14 protein-coding genes and 3 pseudogenes are annotated in these 16,511 nt (G+C 44.1%); 11 read left to right on the top strand and 6 right to left on the bottom strand.

Going from position 1 to position 16,511, the window contains the following annotated elements:
* Positions 1 to 103: 103 nt before the first annotated feature.
* Both G4V62_RS07840 and G4V62_RS07835 read right to left on the bottom strand, forming a co-directional pair.
* The gene (locus G4V62_RS07840) at positions 104 to 625 is read right to left on the bottom strand and encodes a type 1 glutamine amidotransferase domain-containing protein (protein ID WP_165200951.1); all 522 of its coding nucleotides are present in this window, start codon (positions 623 to 625) and stop codon (positions 104 to 106) included.
* A 116-nt stretch (positions 626 to 741) separates the two neighbouring features.
* A complete protein-coding gene (locus G4V62_RS07835; protein WP_246218324.1) occupies positions 742 to 1,206 on the bottom strand; it encodes a flavodoxin in 465 nt (154 codons plus the stop codon).
* Positions 1,207 to 1,383: 177 nt separating this feature from the next.
* On the opposite strand from G4V62_RS07835, the gene G4V62_RS07830 reads away from it, so the two are divergent.
* Complete coding sequence (locus G4V62_RS07830) at positions 1,384 to 1,836, top strand: OsmC family protein (protein WP_165200947.1); 453 nt, start codon at positions 1,384 to 1,386, stop codon at positions 1,834 to 1,836.
* A gap of 130 nt (positions 1,837 to 1,966) precedes the next feature.
* On the top strand, positions 1,967 to 2,380 hold the full coding sequence (locus G4V62_RS07825) for a hypothetical protein (protein WP_165200945.1): 414 nt from the start codon (positions 1,967 to 1,969) through the stop codon (positions 2,378 to 2,380).
* Positions 2,381 to 2,556: 176 nt separating this feature from the next.
* Here the strand turns inward: G4V62_RS07825 and G4V62_RS07820 are convergent, their stop codons facing one another.
* Positions 2,557 to 3,000: a GNAT family N-acetyltransferase gene (locus G4V62_RS07820; RefSeq protein WP_165200943.1), complete on the bottom strand. Its 444-nt coding sequence runs from the start codon at positions 2,998 to 3,000 to the stop codon at positions 2,557 to 2,559.
* Between the two features lie 378 nt (positions 3,001 to 3,378).
* Complete coding sequence (locus G4V62_RS07815; protein WP_246218323.1) at positions 3,379 to 4,602, bottom strand: MFS transporter; 1,224 nt, start codon at positions 4,600 to 4,602, stop codon at positions 3,379 to 3,381.
* 224 nt (positions 4,603 to 4,826) lie between these two features.
* On the opposite strand from G4V62_RS07815, the gene G4V62_RS07810 reads away from it, so the two are divergent.
* From G4V62_RS07810 to G4V62_RS20540, 6 genes and pseudogenes are all read left to right on the top strand, one after another.
* Complete coding sequence (locus G4V62_RS07810) at positions 4,827 to 6,332, top strand: carboxypeptidase M32 (protein WP_376768298.1); 1,506 nt, start codon at positions 4,827 to 4,829, stop codon at positions 6,330 to 6,332.
* Between the two features lie 68 nt (positions 6,333 to 6,400).
* A complete protein-coding gene (locus tag G4V62_RS07805) occupies positions 6,401 to 7,318 on the top strand; it encodes a phosphotransferase family protein (protein WP_165200939.1) in 918 nt (305 codons plus the stop codon).
* Positions 7,319 to 7,419: 101 nt separating this feature from the next.
* Positions 7,420 to 8,809: pseudogene (locus G4V62_RS20805) on the top strand (hypothetical protein).
* Between the two features lie 304 nt (positions 8,810 to 9,113).
* Positions 9,114 to 9,296 carry a hypothetical protein gene (locus G4V62_RS07795; RefSeq protein WP_165200937.1) on the top strand — a complete coding sequence of 61 codons (183 nt, stop codon included), beginning with the start codon at positions 9,114 to 9,116 and terminating at the stop codon, positions 9,294 to 9,296.
* 96 nt (positions 9,297 to 9,392) lie between these two features.
* The gene (locus G4V62_RS07790) at positions 9,393 to 9,755 is read left to right on the top strand and encodes a P-loop NTPase family protein (RefSeq protein ID WP_312855457.1); all 363 of its coding nucleotides are present in this window, start codon (positions 9,393 to 9,395) and stop codon (positions 9,753 to 9,755) included.
* Between the two features lie 16 nt (positions 9,756 to 9,771).
* The gene (locus G4V62_RS20540; RefSeq protein WP_312855456.1) at positions 9,772 to 9,915 is read left to right on the top strand and encodes a hypothetical protein; all 144 of its coding nucleotides are present in this window, start codon (positions 9,772 to 9,774) and stop codon (positions 9,913 to 9,915) included.
* Between the two features lie 48 nt (positions 9,916 to 9,963).
* Here G4V62_RS20540 and ade read toward each other — a convergent pair.
* A pseudogene (ade, locus tag G4V62_RS07785) lies at positions 9,964 to 11,789 on the bottom strand (adenine deaminase).
* A gap of 161 nt (positions 11,790 to 11,950) precedes the next feature.
* The gene (locus G4V62_RS07780; RefSeq protein WP_165200935.1) at positions 11,951 to 12,316 is read right to left on the bottom strand and encodes a DUF3899 domain-containing protein; all 366 of its coding nucleotides are present in this window, start codon (positions 12,314 to 12,316) and stop codon (positions 11,951 to 11,953) included.
* 359 nt (positions 12,317 to 12,675) lie between these two features.
* Here G4V62_RS07780 and G4V62_RS07775 point away from each other — a divergent pair, with 359 nt between their 5' ends.
* From G4V62_RS07775 to opp3C, 3 genes and pseudogenes are all read left to right on the top strand, one after another.
* On the top strand, positions 12,676 to 14,391 hold the full coding sequence (locus G4V62_RS07775; protein WP_312855455.1) for a peptide ABC transporter substrate-binding protein: 1,716 nt from the start codon (positions 12,676 to 12,678) through the stop codon (positions 14,389 to 14,391).
* A gap of 158 nt (positions 14,392 to 14,549) precedes the next feature.
* Positions 14,550 to 15,484 (top strand): annotated as a pseudogene (locus tag G4V62_RS07770) (ABC transporter permease).
* A complete protein-coding gene (gene opp3C / locus G4V62_RS07765; RefSeq protein WP_165200931.1) occupies positions 15,484 to 16,500 on the top strand; it encodes an oligopeptide ABC transporter permease in 1,017 nt (338 codons plus the stop codon). The pseudogene G4V62_RS07770 and the gene opp3C overlap by 1 nt, the downstream one beginning before the upstream one ends.
* The last annotated feature ends 11 nt before the right edge of the window (positions 16,501 to 16,511 follow it).

The raw sequence follows: 16,511 nt of genomic DNA, 5'->3' as shown, positions 1-16,511 counted from the left end.
AACGACTGAGGCTAGAAACGCGTACAAGACGTTAGGCAATAAATCTAACGAAAACAACCGCTACTTTAGAGGAGCGGTTGTTTATGTTGCTATTTTATGATCATTACTGGGCGAGCAAATCAGCGAATGCCTTTACGTAAGGCGGCAAATCAGGCGGACGACGGCTTGAAACGATATGTCCATCGACAACGACCGCTTCGTCAAACCACTCCGCACCAGCGTGGGTCATGTCATCTTTAATACCAGGGGTGCTCGTGACTTTACGCCCTTTTAAAATATTGGCAGAAGAAAGCACCCAGCCCGCATGGCAAATGTGGCCGATCGGCTTTTCAGCAGCATCCATCGATTGCACGATAGAAATGACTTCAGGATAACGTCTTAATTTGTCTGGAGCCCAGCCGCCAGGGACGAGGACACCGTCGTAATCAGCTGCGTCAATATCAGCCAAAGCCAAATCTGCGGTCGCTGGGACACCGTACTTTCCTATGTACGTTTTGCCTGCTTCCTGTCCGACGAGATGAACGGTGGCCCCTTCCTCCTGAAGACGCAAGACAGGATAATGCAATTCTAAGTCTTCAAACTCTTCATCGACAAACGCAATCACTTTTTTGTTAGCTAATCTCATATTTCGCTCCTTTCGCTCAAATAGTCACTTCTATATCCTAATCGTAGCAGAGCCCTTGTGAACTGTAAAACGAAAGCATTTTTCAAGCGATTTAAACTCTGGCAACAAAGAACGGTTTATTTTACAACCGACGCTAGCAGTCGCGTCGCAAATCGTTCACCATAGGCCTTGCATAGCTCCATATCTTCTCCCATAGGTGCGAGTTCAATTTTAAGTGGTGTGAGAAGAGGTGTGCTTCCGCATTTGAGAAATTTTTCATGAAGGAGGTCAACGGCACCACCATAAATTTCGTAGGCAGAATCACAAGAGCCAAATACGCCAAACCGTGTCTTTGATAAGTCAAGCTCGACCATATCATCATAAAATGGCTCCATTTCATACGGTAAATCACCGTGCCCCCACGTGTAAGAGCCGAGAAGAATTCCGTCGTATTTAATAAGGGCATCGGCCGATAATTCCTCTTCTTCAATGTGTATTTGTTCGACTGTAGCATCTGTTCGGCGAATGCCTTCAGCAATTAAATCGCCGATTTCTTCTGTATTGCCAGACATGCTGACGTAAGCAACTAAGATTGTAGCCAAATGAATCAGTCCTTTAATTTGTTGAGAATCATTATCAATCATATTTTAAATGATAATAGTTCTCATTTCAAGCGGAATAGAATTTATGAATCTAGGGAACCGACATGATAACATATACTTTAATAGATGAAGTGATTGTAATCATTCATTTCACACTGAAAGGAGAAAAGCTTAACGATGGCAATTCATTATTTTCATTTAAAAGCGGATTGGGAAGGTGGAAGGAATAGTAAGGGAAAGATTTCTTGTGGGCAGCTTGACTCAACTGTATCCATTCCAAAAAGTATGGGCGGACCTGGTGCAGGGACCAACCCTGATGAAATGCTGTTAGGGGCAGCAGCAACGTGCTATATGATTACACTTGCTGCCATGCTCGAACGTGCTGATGTCCATGTCCATTCCCTATCGCTCGAATCCGACGGGACTGTCGATGTCACAAACAATGTGTTTACATACAAAGCGATCGTACATCGGCCCCTCATACAATTGGAGGGAGAGCGTGATGGTGATGCTGAGCAAAAAATCGAACGTCTTGCGCACAAAGCGGAGGCATCTTGTATGATCACTCGAGCGCTTGAAGGAAACGTCGAAGTGAAGGCGATTCCTGTCATTGAGTGGATGTCTTCGTAACAAAATGATCATATTCTCGTGAATATGAAGCTAAACTATTAAAGAAGCGACTAGAATAACCATTTAAGTAAGTTATACAACTGATCTGTTATCTTCTAAAAACATAATAAAGCGAAAAAGGAGCGCCTTGGTGTCAATTTGGGAGTTATTTTGCACTAAGAATAAATATAAAAAGTCCAATTTCTCAACATTAAAATTAAGAAATTGGTCCAGTAGCTTACTTCGGAATCGCGCCCTTGTATTTAATAAAGTATCAACCTACTACTTTAGTAAAATAGATTATGATGTTTCGGTAAAGGGTGTTGAAAGGAGACTGATTCAATTAATGGATATTCGAAAACCGACTGATTTGGAACTTAATAAGATTTTAGCACTTTCCCCTAAAGCAGTTTTTGATGGTACATTGGGCGAAGTTAAACCGACCGATGAAAAAATCGAACAACTAGTTCAACCACTTATATATAACGGAAGTTCGGACAGTTACCATGGCTCTGCAGTTATAAAGAAAGACCTTAATAGAATCTTTAGCAATTGGCCCATTTAATGGCACAAGGCTATTAAATTAGAGGGCAGGTTTAGCAGTTGAGGGGTAAATTACTGTAAAACAGGACGATAATCAAAGGATAAAATATTTAAAGTTACTGTGGCGATAAAATGGGTAAATCAGCTTCAAGGATCTTGCTTGCACAACATTTATAGTAAGCACAATAATGACTTTATTTATTGTGACGATTTAAATTTAAGTAACAAAACATTTTTTTCGTAATTCTCTGAACACCATTGAAGCTTCTTTAACATGTCATGGTTGATTTGCTTGCTATTATCGTCGATTTCTTTAAAACCAAATTTCATATAAAATGGCTTCAATTCTTCAAAAGGTAAACAATATACTTCTTTGAAATGTCTTCTTTTAGCTTCTTTGACTAAGTGATCAACTAATTCAGAGGCAAGAGATTGTCCTCTAAATTCATTCAGTATGTAGATACCGCCAATTTCAGCTTCATTATCGTTAAGATAAACAATTCTGCCTACGCCTGCAAATGCACCTTTAAATGTAACTATTGCAATTGTTTCATTTTCTAAATGACTTGGTACAAAACCTATTTGCTCATATTGTTGATTGACCCATTCGAGTTCGTGGATAGTTGCTGTCTTTATACCCAACGCTTTTTTGCCTCCTCATGTAATTTATATTAAGTGTAACATGATTGAGGTTTTTGTTTTTGAGTAAGGAAGCTTTTGTACCTATGATTCTACCTAACTTGGCCTCTAAAGGTAAAACTACACACTCAGTCGAAGCTCAAGAACATCCTATGTATCACTTGATTGAACGATGTTGTGTGATGCTCGCTCCCGTCGCTCATAAAAACGTATTATGCACATCGATAAACAGTCTTTCATTAAGTTTTAGTTAGACATGCCCTGAAATGACAATGAGCTGAACCGATCCTGAGGATTGGCGACATAAGGAAAAGAGGATAGCTGTTCATAACTGAACATCATATCCTCTTTCTCGTTTAGTTTCTATTAAATATTTGCAAACTATCCCGATTGACTCACTCTTCCTTGGACTGGTGAAATTTGCGCAGGCAGGTCCTTCTTGTCCGCTCGCCACGTCAAAAAGATGACGACAAGGAAGAACACGCTGGACATTTGGAAAAGAGACCCTGTAGGAACATACTTGGCGATCATGCCAAAGACGAGGCTGCTAGCACCTATGCCAAGGTCGATACACGACATATGCATGCCATTCGCGACACCGCGTCTTTCTGGCGTTGATTTTGAGAGCACCCAAGCTTGCAATGCGGGTAACAATGAACCAAAGCCTAGACCGAAAAGTAAACCGACGATGACGACACCGACCCACGACGTTGTGATAGAAAGCACCCACATGGCGACAAAAGAAAAACTTGCACAAAAAATGACAAGTCCCTTTGGCCCGTGCTTGTCAAACCAACGCCCGGTAATCGGACGAACACAAGTAGCAATCACGGCATTCACCATATAAAAAAGAAACATCGATTCTATTGCTCTTTCTTCGGCAAAAATCATAATAAAGGTAGCGATCGTGCCGTATGCAAAGGTCGCTGACAATGTAATCATCGCCGGATACCAGCTCGCTTTTTCAACGAGAGACCCAGTGAAGCTAAACGGCACATCTGCCTTCGTTGTATTTTTAACGGCTGTTGGCGTTTGATATTTAATCGTGGAAAGCATGATAAAAGCTAAAGCACCGAGAACGAGCGACACAATGATATTGACATTAAAGTCGTACATTTGATACAGCAATATGCCTAGTCCAGGAGCAACAATCATCCCTATGGTGACCGATAACCCAAAATACCCCATACCTTCACCGAGACGTGAATTTGGGGTAATATCAACGGCCGCCGTTCCATTTGCCGTTGTAGACCAACCCCAAGCCAGCCCATGTAATAAACGTGCGATTAAAAAAAACACGACGATGTTTGTTAAGGGATAAATGACCGTCATGACTAATAGTGATAAAGAACCAATTAAAACAAGATGCTTTCTCCCTTGAAAGCTTAGTAGATATCCGATAAATGGCCGGATGACAATCGCGCCAATGGAAAACAAGGCCGTCACCAGTCCGATTTCTGTCCCGCTAGCGCCTAGCGATTCGATATATGGAGGCATAATCGGAATGAGCATTTGAAAGCTCATAAAGACAAATAAATTGGACAACACGAGCATTGTAAATGCGGGCGTCCATAACGGTTCCTTTTTATATAATCCTTTGCTCAAAACAAGCCCTTCTTTCCTTTCATAAGTTCAGTGGTTGGTTAGGGCACACTTTTTCATCAAAACACTCTACTGTTCATCGTACATTGGATTGACGAGAAACTCAACTGAAAAACTTCGTATAACGGATGATTTAACAATCGAAGTAAAATAAAGCGCTTTATTTTTGAAAAAGCTGTTTGTCTAAGTGATAATATAATAGAAATAACTGGATGGAGGTGCATGGTTTGACAGAAAAAAAGAATGTCGAACAATCCTATTTAGAACTGGTAGACAAAATAAGTCAGTATCATGAAGCGATCGGATTAATTGCCTGGGATTTACGAACAGGCGCACCGAAAAAAGGGGTGCAGCGACGGGCTGAAGTGCTAGGTGGCCTTTCTGAAGAAGCCTTCCGTTTACAAACGTCAGCAGAAATGAAGCAGCTGACTGATCAGCTCCTTGAAAACGAAGCTGCCCTCTCTGAAAAAATGAAAAGAGCTGTCCATGAAAGCCGGAAAACGTACGACCTGTCCACTAAAATTCCTCCGGAAAAGTATCGGGCTCACGTTGTGTTAAGAGCAGAGGCTGAAAGTGCTTGGGAAAGCGCGAAGGAATCTGCTGATTTTTCCGTATTCCAGCCGTACTTAGAAAAGCTTGTTGCCAATACGAAGGAATTTTTGGAGTTATGGGGGTATGAAGGGCATCCTTATAACCGATTAATGGATCAATTTGAGCCAGGAGTGACGGTTGACGTCGTTGACCGCGTGTTCAAACAAGTTCGAGAGGCGATTGTGCCGCTGCTAAAAAGCATACAACATTCTTCAAACACACCAAAGACGGATTTCTTGTTCCATTCCTTTCCCGAAGAAGAACAAAAAGCTTTCAGTTTAAACGTGTTAGAACGAATGGGCTACAACTTTTCTGCTGGTCGTTTGGACACGACCGTTCATCCTTTTGCGATCGGCTTAAATCCAAATGATGTCCGCGTAACGACGAAATATGATGAGAATGACTTCCGTGTCGCTGTTTTCGGTACGATTCATGAAGGAGGACATGCCCTTTACGAACAAAACATTAGCGAAGACCTCGTCGGCACGCCACTTGCGACAGGTGCTTCTTACGGTATACACGAGTCACAGTCATTGTTCTGGGAAAATTTTGTAGGCCGCAATCGGGCTTTTTGGCGTGAGCACTATGAAAAGCTGAAGGCGCATGCTGTTGAACAATTTGACAATGTGTCAGAAGAGGAATTTTATCGAGCTATCAATGAAGTCAAGCCTTCTCTGATCCGGATTGAGGCTGATGAATTGACGTATTGCCTCCATATTATGGTGCGTTACGAAATTGAAAAAGGGATTTTCGACGGCACGTACGAAGTAAAGGATTTGCCTACAATCTGGAACGATAAAATGGAAGAATATCTTGGTATTCGACCGCCGGATGATGCGCAAGGTGTCCTGCAGGACGTGCACTGGTCGGGAGGGGACTTCGGATATTTTCCTTCGTACGCCTTAGGTTACATTTACGCAGCCCAGTTTGCTGAAGCGATGTCTCGTGATTTTGACTTGACCGACGTCATTAAAAACGGGGATTTTTCCCGCATTCGCAAGTGGTTGACGACAAACGTCCATCAATATGGGAAAATGAAAACACCGCGGGAGCTAGTCTACGACATTACAGGTGGTTCCCTTGACGCTGCGCCGATTATTAACTATTTAACGAAAAAATATACCGATATTTATCAGCTTTGACGTGAAGCAGAAGAGATGTGCCTTTGTGCATTTCTTCTGCTTATTTACGTGAGCTAGCGTGGGAATGATTGGGAGTCGTAGATATTTACTGGCAAAGATGGCGTTTAAGGGAGGGCTTTCATAGAAAAGAAGAGGCGTTTAGAGAAATTGAAGGGACCTTCACTGAGCATGTTCACTCGATGATTCCTGTAGAAGAAGGTGGCGATTCTTCAACCTTTCTTGTGAATGAAGACCGCATCATCAAGGTGGCAAAAGATCGAATGACCGCCCAGCGGCTCGCCAATGAAACAGACTTCTTGTCCTCAGCAGTGCATACACTGGTGCCGCGGTTACTCACGGCAAATGTAGAAAGGCTTTCTGAGGGGAGCTGGAGCTGTCAGCTTTTTGTAAAGGGATTGTCGGGCGAAAGGTGTCGTCCGCCTGAAGAAGCATGGGACGAGATTGCCGCGCAGCTTGGTGAGCTTCTCTCTTATGTTCATTGCACTAATGTGTTGAATGGCAATCTGCCTTTTGAACCGTTGCCGGGCGCAGAAAAGCAGCTCAGCCGACTTGCTCAATATCGCTCAATTCTGTACGATCATCCGCAATTTTCTGAGGCGTGGCGACCGTTTCTGGAAGGAAATATTAACATTCCTGTCAAATCTCCTCTTACTCCTGTTGTTGTGCACGGTGATATCAAGGGGGAGCATTTGCTATTGAATCAAACGCGCACTAAGCTTCTTGCGCTCATCGATTGGGCCGACATTTGCTTAAGTGATCCAGCTCGTGATTTTAGCGGGTTAGCGATTTGGCTTGGGCGTTCGTTTGTCGAAAAGGTTCTTTTACATTATCGCCAACCCGTTGATTCGGGGCTGGTAGATCGAGCCTTGTTTTATGCACGCTCTCAATCGTTAATTCATCTTGGCGAACGTCTTGAAGGCGAGTCTGATGCACCGTTGCATTTGCTTGAGACACAATTGGGCTGGGCTTTTGCTGAAGAAGCATAAAGAAGGTGTGTAAGATCAGGTTAGCTCCGTTACACACCCGCCTGCCACTCGACATATAGTAATAGCGAGCTGTGCTATTTTATATGGAAGGGGCAAGCGATATGGAGCTGACACTGTCCCATTGGATGTATTTGCTTGGTACGTTCGTCATCATAATGACGATGTTCTGCCGTCAGAATGTTGTAGTTCCGGCGGTTCTGATGACCTTTTTTGTAGGTTGGTCATATATGGGCTCATTCGTGGATGGGCTGCAAACCATTTTCAATGCGAGTTTAATTGCGGCTGGAGAGCTCTTTAATATCTTTTTAATTATTGCGATTATGACCGCTTTGTTACAGGCATTGAAAGCAATGGGCTCTGATGAACGAATGATTGTCCCTTTTCAAAAAGTGATGATTAACGGACACTGGTCTTTTTGGATTTTAGTTTTCGTGACGTACGCCATTTCCCTGTTTTTTGGCCAACGCCAGCAGTTCCACTCGTTGGGGCACTGTTAATTCCTGTCGCTGTCCGCGCTGGGCTGCCACCAGTAGGTACAGGGGTCGCGATTGCGCTTGCGGGTCAGGGCATGGCGCTTTCTTCAGATTATATTATTCAAATTGCGCCTACATTGACCGCAACGGCGGCAGACGCGAACATCACACTGCTGACGGAAAGAGCGATGGTGCTTTCTGTAATTACAGGAGGAATAGCACTCGTTCTTGTCTACATGATGCTCAGGGGTTCGATTAAATCACCGTCGCGAGAAGAGGGAAGTAAAGCAGTAACAGCACGTGAAAAAAATGTGAGTACAGCAGGTGGCGTTTTTGCTGTCCTCGTTCCGCTAACGTTTATCATTATTGTCGCCTACATGTCGGTCGCGAAATTCTCAAATTGGGGTGTATCGATTGAAGGGGGCGATGGCGCGGCGTTGATCGGCGGTGCGGCAATCTTGCTGCTCATTGGAGGGACGGCCAGCCACGAATGGAAAACGACGCTCAAGCAAGTAAGTGAGCATCTCGTTAAAGGGTTTGTGTTTGCCTTTAAAGCGATGGGGCCAGTCATTCCGATTGCTGGATTTTTCTTTATCGGCGGCGAACAGGCAGGCACCATTCTAGCCATTGGCGCTGAGCGAGCGGCTCCTACCTTTCTATTTGACCTCGTGCAAGCCGGGCAGCAATATATCCCCGAAATGCATTTTTAGCTGGGTTTGGCATTCTCATCATTGGAATGGTGACTGGGCTCGATGGCTCGGGATTCTCAGGATTACCTCTTGTCGGTGCTTTATCGGGCGCACTTGGGTCGAATGTAGGGGTCGATGCCGAAACACTTGGTGCGATTGGTCAAATGGGCTCGATTTGGGTCGGAGGAGGCACATTAATTGCTTGGTCATCGCTCGTAGCGGTGGCAGGGTTTGCGCAAGTACATGTCATGGAGCTTGTGCGAAAAAGCTTTATTCCCGTGATCACTGGACTTGTTATTTCAACGATCGTCGCCTTGCTTATCTTTTAAAATATAAGAAACCTGGCGTAGACAACGAACGTCAGGTTTCTTATATTAAAGGAAAATATTGAAAACGCGACGAAGGTGACAATGATAAACCGTGATTGCTGGAGGAGAGGTTTAATGAAAGAAACGAAAGCGGTTCGCCGGGCACAGATGCCTGAAGGTTTGAAACAAATTTTTACCGTACACTGTCAACTTCCCATCGCCGACTAGCAGAATGGTTGCTTCCCGATATGCACGTCTTGGATGCAGGTTGTGAAACTGGGGCAATGACAACAAAGACGTTCGAAGGTGTGAAGCTGGGTTTGCAGTGCGCATGAATATTTGGACAAGCGTTGCCGCGACCCGAGGAAAACAGATGGTTTTAGATGGATTTCTTACAGAAGACATACGGGCACAAGCAGAAAAAGAGTATCAGGCTTGGGTCACTGATGAGGCGCGGTCGATGACGATGGTTTTAAACGCTGTGGAAGGTGTTAGACCGTGTGAATAAACGACTGGTATTCTCTCCACCAATCAATGTCATGCCTGCTGTCCTTTGTAGTGATGATTCTTTCACTTTAATTAACTAATGAAAGGAAGCGTGAGTGTGCAAAAAGTCATCATTATTGGCTCTGAAGGTGCTGGGAAATCAACATTTTCAAGAGCGTTTGGGAATAAGATGAGCTTACCGGTGATTCATCTCGACGCAATTTTTGGGAACCGGGCTGGACGCCGAAAGAGCGAGAGGTATTTAAAGAGAGGATTCGGCTTGAAGCTGAAAAAGAGCGTTGGATTATGGACGGGAATTTTGCAAGTACAATGGACATGCGGATGCAGCCCTGTGATACGATCATTTTTCTCGACCTTCCTCGCTGGCTTTGCTTATATCGGATTGTTAAACGACGTATCACATATCACCGAAAGTCTCGACCTGATATGGGAGAGGGCTGCGATGAGAAGCTTGATCTAAGGTTTGTTTCTTGGGTATGGAACTATCGGAAGCAAAAGCGGCCGGACATCTTAAGGAAATTAGCAGAATTAAAACGCAAAAACGGGTCATTCACTTAAAGACGCGTAAAGAGGTAGAGCAATTTCTTGGACAAGCGAACACAGTCACGTCACTAAAATAAAGAAAGCGCCTTAAGTCCTTGGGTGGGGACAGAAGGCGGTTTCTTTGTTTATTCGCTATCTGGTTTAACAAAAAGCCCTACTTTTTCAAATCCATCTGCTGTAATGCGCACGAGCCCTTTATTGGAAATGTGCAAGTCTGGGATAACGACGAGCGCTAGCAACGAGAGGGTCATAAACGCATAGTTCATCGTGCAGCCTGCGTCATACAACGCTTTACTGATCAAGCGCGATTGTTCGGCGACTTGCTCATAAGGGGCATCGGACATTAGGCCGGCAACAGGCAGAGGCAATACCGTTGTGTCGTCCTCGGTAGCGACGACGACTCCGCCTTGAATGCGGGCGACTTCATTGGCTGCTTTGGCCATAAGCTCATCATCATTTCCGATCACCATTAAGTTGTGGCTATCATGAGACACCGTCGTTGCGATCGCAGCTGGCTTATGAAAACCAACGGCGCCAACTAGAGCGACCATCGTTTCGTTCGTACCGTGATGTCTTTCAATGACGGCAATTTTGCAAAGGTCTTCTGGCAGCTGCATTACACCGTCAGCGAACGACACGGACCGGTGAATTTCTTTCGTGTCGACATGGTTTTCACGCACTTGGATCACTCGAGCAATGGCGGTTGAGCTATCTGAGTTTGGCGCCTGAATTTGGAAATCGCCCGGTTGAATATCCTCTTTTAAACGGACCGAATTGACGGCTCTCTCTGGATATGTGTAAGTCGGAAGATCAATCACCATTGACCGCCTTTGGCGACGACTTGTCCGACAGCGATGGTCGTATCGGTTTTCATTTCGGCCAAGTGACCTTCTAAAATGACGATATCAGCGAACGCACCAGGGATAATCGCTCCAACGTCACGAGCTACACCAAAGCGCTCCGCCGCATTGATCGTTGCCATTTGGATTGCTTTCACAGGTGGTACGCCTTGCTGGATGGCATGGCGTACGACAAAATCCATGTGGCCTTCATCGACAAGTGATTCCGGACTACGGTCATCAGTGACCAGGACCATTCTGCGTGTATCAACGCCACGTTCAGTGTAAGCTTTGATCGTTTCTTCAACGTCATGCCAAGCTGAACCGCGGCGCATCTTAGCATAAATACCAAGGCGCAATCTAGCCAGCACATCCTCAGTACTTGTCGATTCGTGATCGCCACTGACACCGGCTGCTGCATAGGCAGACAGGCGGTCAACCCCTTCAGGAGACCACGTGTAGTGTCCATCAACGACACGCCCCATTTTTAAGGTCGCTTCAATTTCCCCCATCATTTTTTCGTCTCCAAAGACAGCGCCTGGGAAGTTCATCACTTCACCAAGGGCAATCATATCATTCCCCCAACTCAAAGCTTCTTCAACTTCATTTGGCCCAAAGTCTGCGCCGTTCGTTTCTAATTCAGGCCCGGTGGAAGGGACGCAGGACGGCGCTTGCATGTAAGCGGCGAGAGGTGTTTGGCGCGCATCCTCTGTCATCCAACGAAGGCCATCGATACCGAGTACGTTCGTAATTTCGTGGGCATCAAAAAAGCCGCCAGTCGTTCCTTTGACAAGCACTGCTTTCGCGAATTCTGTTGGCGTAATCTGGCTGCTTTCAATGTGACAATGGGCATCTAAAAGCCCAGGAATGACGTAGCGACCTTCAGCATCGACGACTGTTGTCTCCTCATTATATAGAGAAGGCATGTCAGGACCGACATAGGCAATGCGCTCGTTAACTGCGGCAATTGTTTGATTTTTTAAAACTTCAGCGGTGATCACATTGACGAGTGTGGCATTTTTAACGACTAAAGTGGCAGGATTGTCTCCTCGTGCTGTAGCTGCAAGCGCTCGTACGCTCTTAAATCTCTCAGGGCGTTGAAAAGATGACATGTGCTGTTTTCTCTCCTTTATCATTCATAGTTGATCTGGCTCAACGACTGGGTGGCTTTTATGAAGAAACTGTTAATCTTTTGCAGTCAAAAAGTTTCGTTAATGATTATTGTGGGAAAAGAAGAGCAATCTAAGACATGTCCTTATTTGCAGGCAAACCTTTAAAGGACAATGAGCAAAAGGCTGAGGAAAAAACAGCTTGCCGCAAATATGTATAAGCTGTACATCCATTCTTTTTTTGCTCGCGTAGGCTTCGTACCTGTGAAATCAGGCGTGCGCGTATCATCATTTTCAATCAATTGCTCCGTTTTTGATGTATGCTTACGAAGTTTTTTATATCCGTAAGTGAAGCCGTCAAAAAACCCAGAGCCGATGACATGTAAAATGATCGCAGCTGATAAGTAAACGAGCGTTACGATAAATAAAGCGTTGCTAAGCATGATGCTAGATATTTCACCGTATAGAAAGAGCAGTAAGCCTGTACCTAATAATGTAATGATGCAAGTGATTAACAATCTTCTCTTCATGACAAAAGCCTCCATTCCCTTAAAGGATACATAAAAACAAGCCGAATTTCTAGCTGGAAGCAAATGATTGAAGTGTGACTGAAAATTTCTCATCATCAAATTATTTTAGTATAAAAATATTTCAAGTTGATTCAATGAGTTAACACGGCTATACTTTAAAACATTACAGTTATAATGCGACAACTAAAGAAAGTGATGTTTACATTATCTTAAAAAATCTTAAGAAAAATCGATTTTAAAATAATAAAAGCGTGCAAAATTCAAGTGAACTTTGTATAATGATCAACAAGGGTTTTTTAAGAAACATGTAAAGTTTCTCGCCAATCCTTACGAATGATATGAAATGGGGGTATTCACACGTGCTTAAGAAAAGTACAAAACTTTGGCTGTTTGCTTTAATGGCAGCGCTCATGCTCGTCATTGCAGCTTGCGGCAATGAAGGCGCTGAGTCAGATGATAACACTGGCACAGAAGGTGAAGAAGGAACGGAAGAGCAAGCGACAGAAGGTGATGCTGCCGCTGCAGAACAAGTGTTGAATCTTGCTGAGTCCGACGAGATTAGTACGATGGACACGACGCAAGCAACGGATACGATTTCTTTTACAGCGATGAACAATGCTTTTGAAGGTTTGTATCGTTTGGATGAGAATGATCAAGTTGTCCTAGGAATGGCTGCTGAAGAGCCAGAGGTTTCTGAAGATGGGCTTACTTACACGTTTACATTGCGTGACGCAACTTGGTCAAACGGTGATCCAGTAACGGCAAATGATTTTGTGTACGCTTGGCAGAAGGCTTTACACCCTGACACATTATCTCCGTATGCCTATGCATTTGCACCGGTTAAAAACGCAACTGCGATTACGACAGAAGGGTCAGAAATTTTTGGACAAGTAGACCAATTAGGTGTTGAAGCGGTTGATGAAAAAACGCTCAAAATTACTTTAGAGCAAGCAGTACCATATTTTGACGGTCTGTTGGCGTTCGGTCCGTATTACCCGCAACCAGAAAAATTTGCTGAAGAGCAAGGTTCTGATTACGGGACATCCGCTGAAACAATTGTTTTTAACGGTCCATTCACAATGACAGAATGGAACCCTGGGGCTGATTGGCAGTTCCAGAAAAATGCAGACTATTGGGATGCTGACACAGTTCAGTTGGACGAAGTCAATGTCCGTGTTGTAAAACAGCAGCAAACAGGTATTAACTTGTACGAAACAGGCGAAATTGATCAAAAATGGGGACTTAAAGGCGAATTTGTTCCTCAGTATAAAGACAGCGAAGAATACTACACATTTAATGAATCGAGTTTATTCTATCTCCAGTTCAACTTCGATATCGAGCATTTTGCGAATGAAAACATTCGCCGTGCAATTGAATTAGCTTATGACAAAGAGGCTCATGCCCAAGTGATTCTTAACAACGGATCCGTTGGTGCAGACTATTTCATGCCTCAAGGTCTGGCAAGAACAGATGATAGTACAGATTATCGTGAAATTGCGGGCGAGTTCAATACTGAAGAAAGTCCAGAAGAAGCAAACGAATACTTCCAACAAGGTCTTGAAGAGCTTGGTAAAGACAGTATCGCTGTAGACTTGTTGGTCGATGATACAGACGGAGCAGTTCGTTCTGCGGAGTATATTCAAGAGCAGCTCATGTCCAACTTAGAAGGACTTGAAGTGACGATTAACCAACAGCCGTTTAACCAGCGTCTTGCCCTCACCAAGAGCGGTGACTTTGAAATGGTGATAAGTGGTTGGGGACCAGATTATCAAGATCCAAACACATTCTTAGATATGTTCCTATGCGGTGGTGGAAACAACCACGGGAACTACTGTAACGAAGCATATGATGCGAAAGTGGCCGAAGCGAATGCCGAAACGGAAGATTTACAAAAGCGTTTTGAACTGTTCGCTGAAGCTGAGCAAATTCTTCTTGAAGAAGATGTAGCAATTTCTCCTATTTACCAACGCGGAATTGCTTATCTACGTAAGCCATACGTCAAAGACCTTCTCGTCCACAGCTTTGGTGCTGAATTCAGCTACAAGTGGGCGTCCATTGAAGGAAGCAAGCAGTAACTGCGCTCAACTCATAGAAGATATAGAGCGGCAGCCCCCTTGGACTGCCGCTTTCTTCTGTGTTGGATGACATGTCTTTTACTCGTAAAGATTTCTATTGCAATCATGATTCATCTGTTTTTGAATCAACAGTGTATGCTTTAATTGGAGGTGAGATGATGGGTAGGTATATTCTTTCACGATTTGGGTATATGACGGCAACCTTTTTTGTCATTGCAACCGCGACTTTTTTACTCATGCAAGGCTTGCCAGGTTCACCATATAAAAACCAAGATCGTTTATCACAAGCGCAGATTGAGATGCTTAATGAGCGCTTCGGTCTGAATGATCCATTGATTGTACAATACGGGGATTTTTGGAAAGGTTTGTTTCAAGGAGATCTCGGTGTATCGTTTCAATATACAGGTAGAGATGTTCTTGAGATGATTTTGAATCGCCTTGAGCCTTCAGTCATTCTTGGGGTTGAAGCCATCATCATTGGGACGATTGTAGGTTTAGCACTCGGAATTATTTCTGCACTTAAACAAAACACAGTGGTTGATTATACAGCTTTAATTATTGCAGTTTTAGGGTTGTCTATTCCATCCTTCGTCTTTGCTGGGATGATGCAATATTGGTTTGGTGTTAAATGGAGAATTCTTCCTGTTGCCGGTTGGGGCGATTGGGAGTTGGAGACACATGTCATGCCAGCTATTTCCCTTGCGGTCATTGTTATTGCAACGTGTGCTCGGTTTATGCGAACGGAAATGATCGAAGTCCTTGGACAAGACTATATTACAACTGCTCGTTCGAAAGGGATTTCACGTGGAGCGTCATTATCAAACACTCCATTCGGAACGCATTAATTCCGGTTGTGACGATTCTCGGACCGCTCACTGTAAGTATCGTGACAGGGTCACTCGTCATCGAGCAAATTTTTACGATTCCAGGTATCGGTGAACAGTTCGTTAACTCGATATTTACGAATGATTATCCAGTAATTATGGGTACAACGCTATTTTATAGTGCGCTGTTTATTGTCGTCATCTTTGTCATCGACATTCTGTATGGCGTCATTGATCCGCGAATTCGCCTGGCAGGAGGGGACAAATAATGGCTGAACAACAGAATGACCGACTGACCAAAGATCTGTTCACTCCGGTCGAAAAGCAGCCTGACCAAGAACGCATCAGTGGTGAATCGGTCAGTTTTTGGCAAGACGCCTTTCGTCAGCTTCGTAAAAATAAAGCTGCGCTTATAGGTCTCATTTTAATTTTACTCATTACGATTATGTCATTTGTGGGACCTGGAATGACAGAGCATACATTTAGGTCTCAAGAAACGCTTCACGCCAGTCTGCCTCCAAAGGTGCCAGTGCTCGAGAGCGTATCTTGGCTTCCTTTCGATGGAGTGAAAAACGGTGTCGACGTTTATGCAGAACGGAATTTAGACGATGTATATTACTGGTTCGGTACCGATACGCTTGGCCGCGACTTGTGGACAAGGGTCTGGGTTGGTACACAAATTTCCTTGCTGATCGGTGTAGCTGCAGCGATTCTCGACTTAATTATTGGTGTGTTGTATGGTGCTATCTCCGCATATTATGGCGGGCGCGTCGACAACATTATGCAACGGATTATTGAAGTCCTCATTGGGATTCCTAATCTCATTGTTATTATTTTGCTTTTACTCTTTTTAGAACCCGGGATACCGGCGATCATTCTTGCGATGGTCATCACTGGATGGGTGAGTATGGCCCGGGTTGTTCGTGGGCAAATCCTAAAATTGAAGCAACAGGAATACATTTTGGCTTCCCGAACATTAGGTGCAAGCGACGGACGCTTAGTCAGCAAGCATTTGTTTCCGAACACGCTTGGACAAATCATTATTACGACGATGTTTACCATTCCCAACGCCATCTTTTTTGAAGCATTTTTGAGCTTTATCGGTCTCGGTGTACCGGCTCCAAATGCCTCGTTAGGTTCGCTTGTGGATAGCGGCTTTGACAGCTTGCAAATATCGCCGTACATGACTGTGTTCCCAGCGGTTGTTATTAGTATTTTACTCATTTGTTTTAATCTTCTCGGCGATGGACTTCGTGATGCCATCGATCCAAAAATGAGAGATTAATTTTGAGCGAA

Origin of the sequence: Litoribacterium kuwaitense, assembly GCF_011058155.1 — a bacterium.
Lineage (GTDB): Bacteria > Bacillota > Bacilli > Bacillales > DSM-28697 > Litoribacterium > Litoribacterium kuwaitense.
Note: the sequence above shows the minus strand (reverse complement) of the source record. Positions and strands in the feature narration are given on the sequence as shown.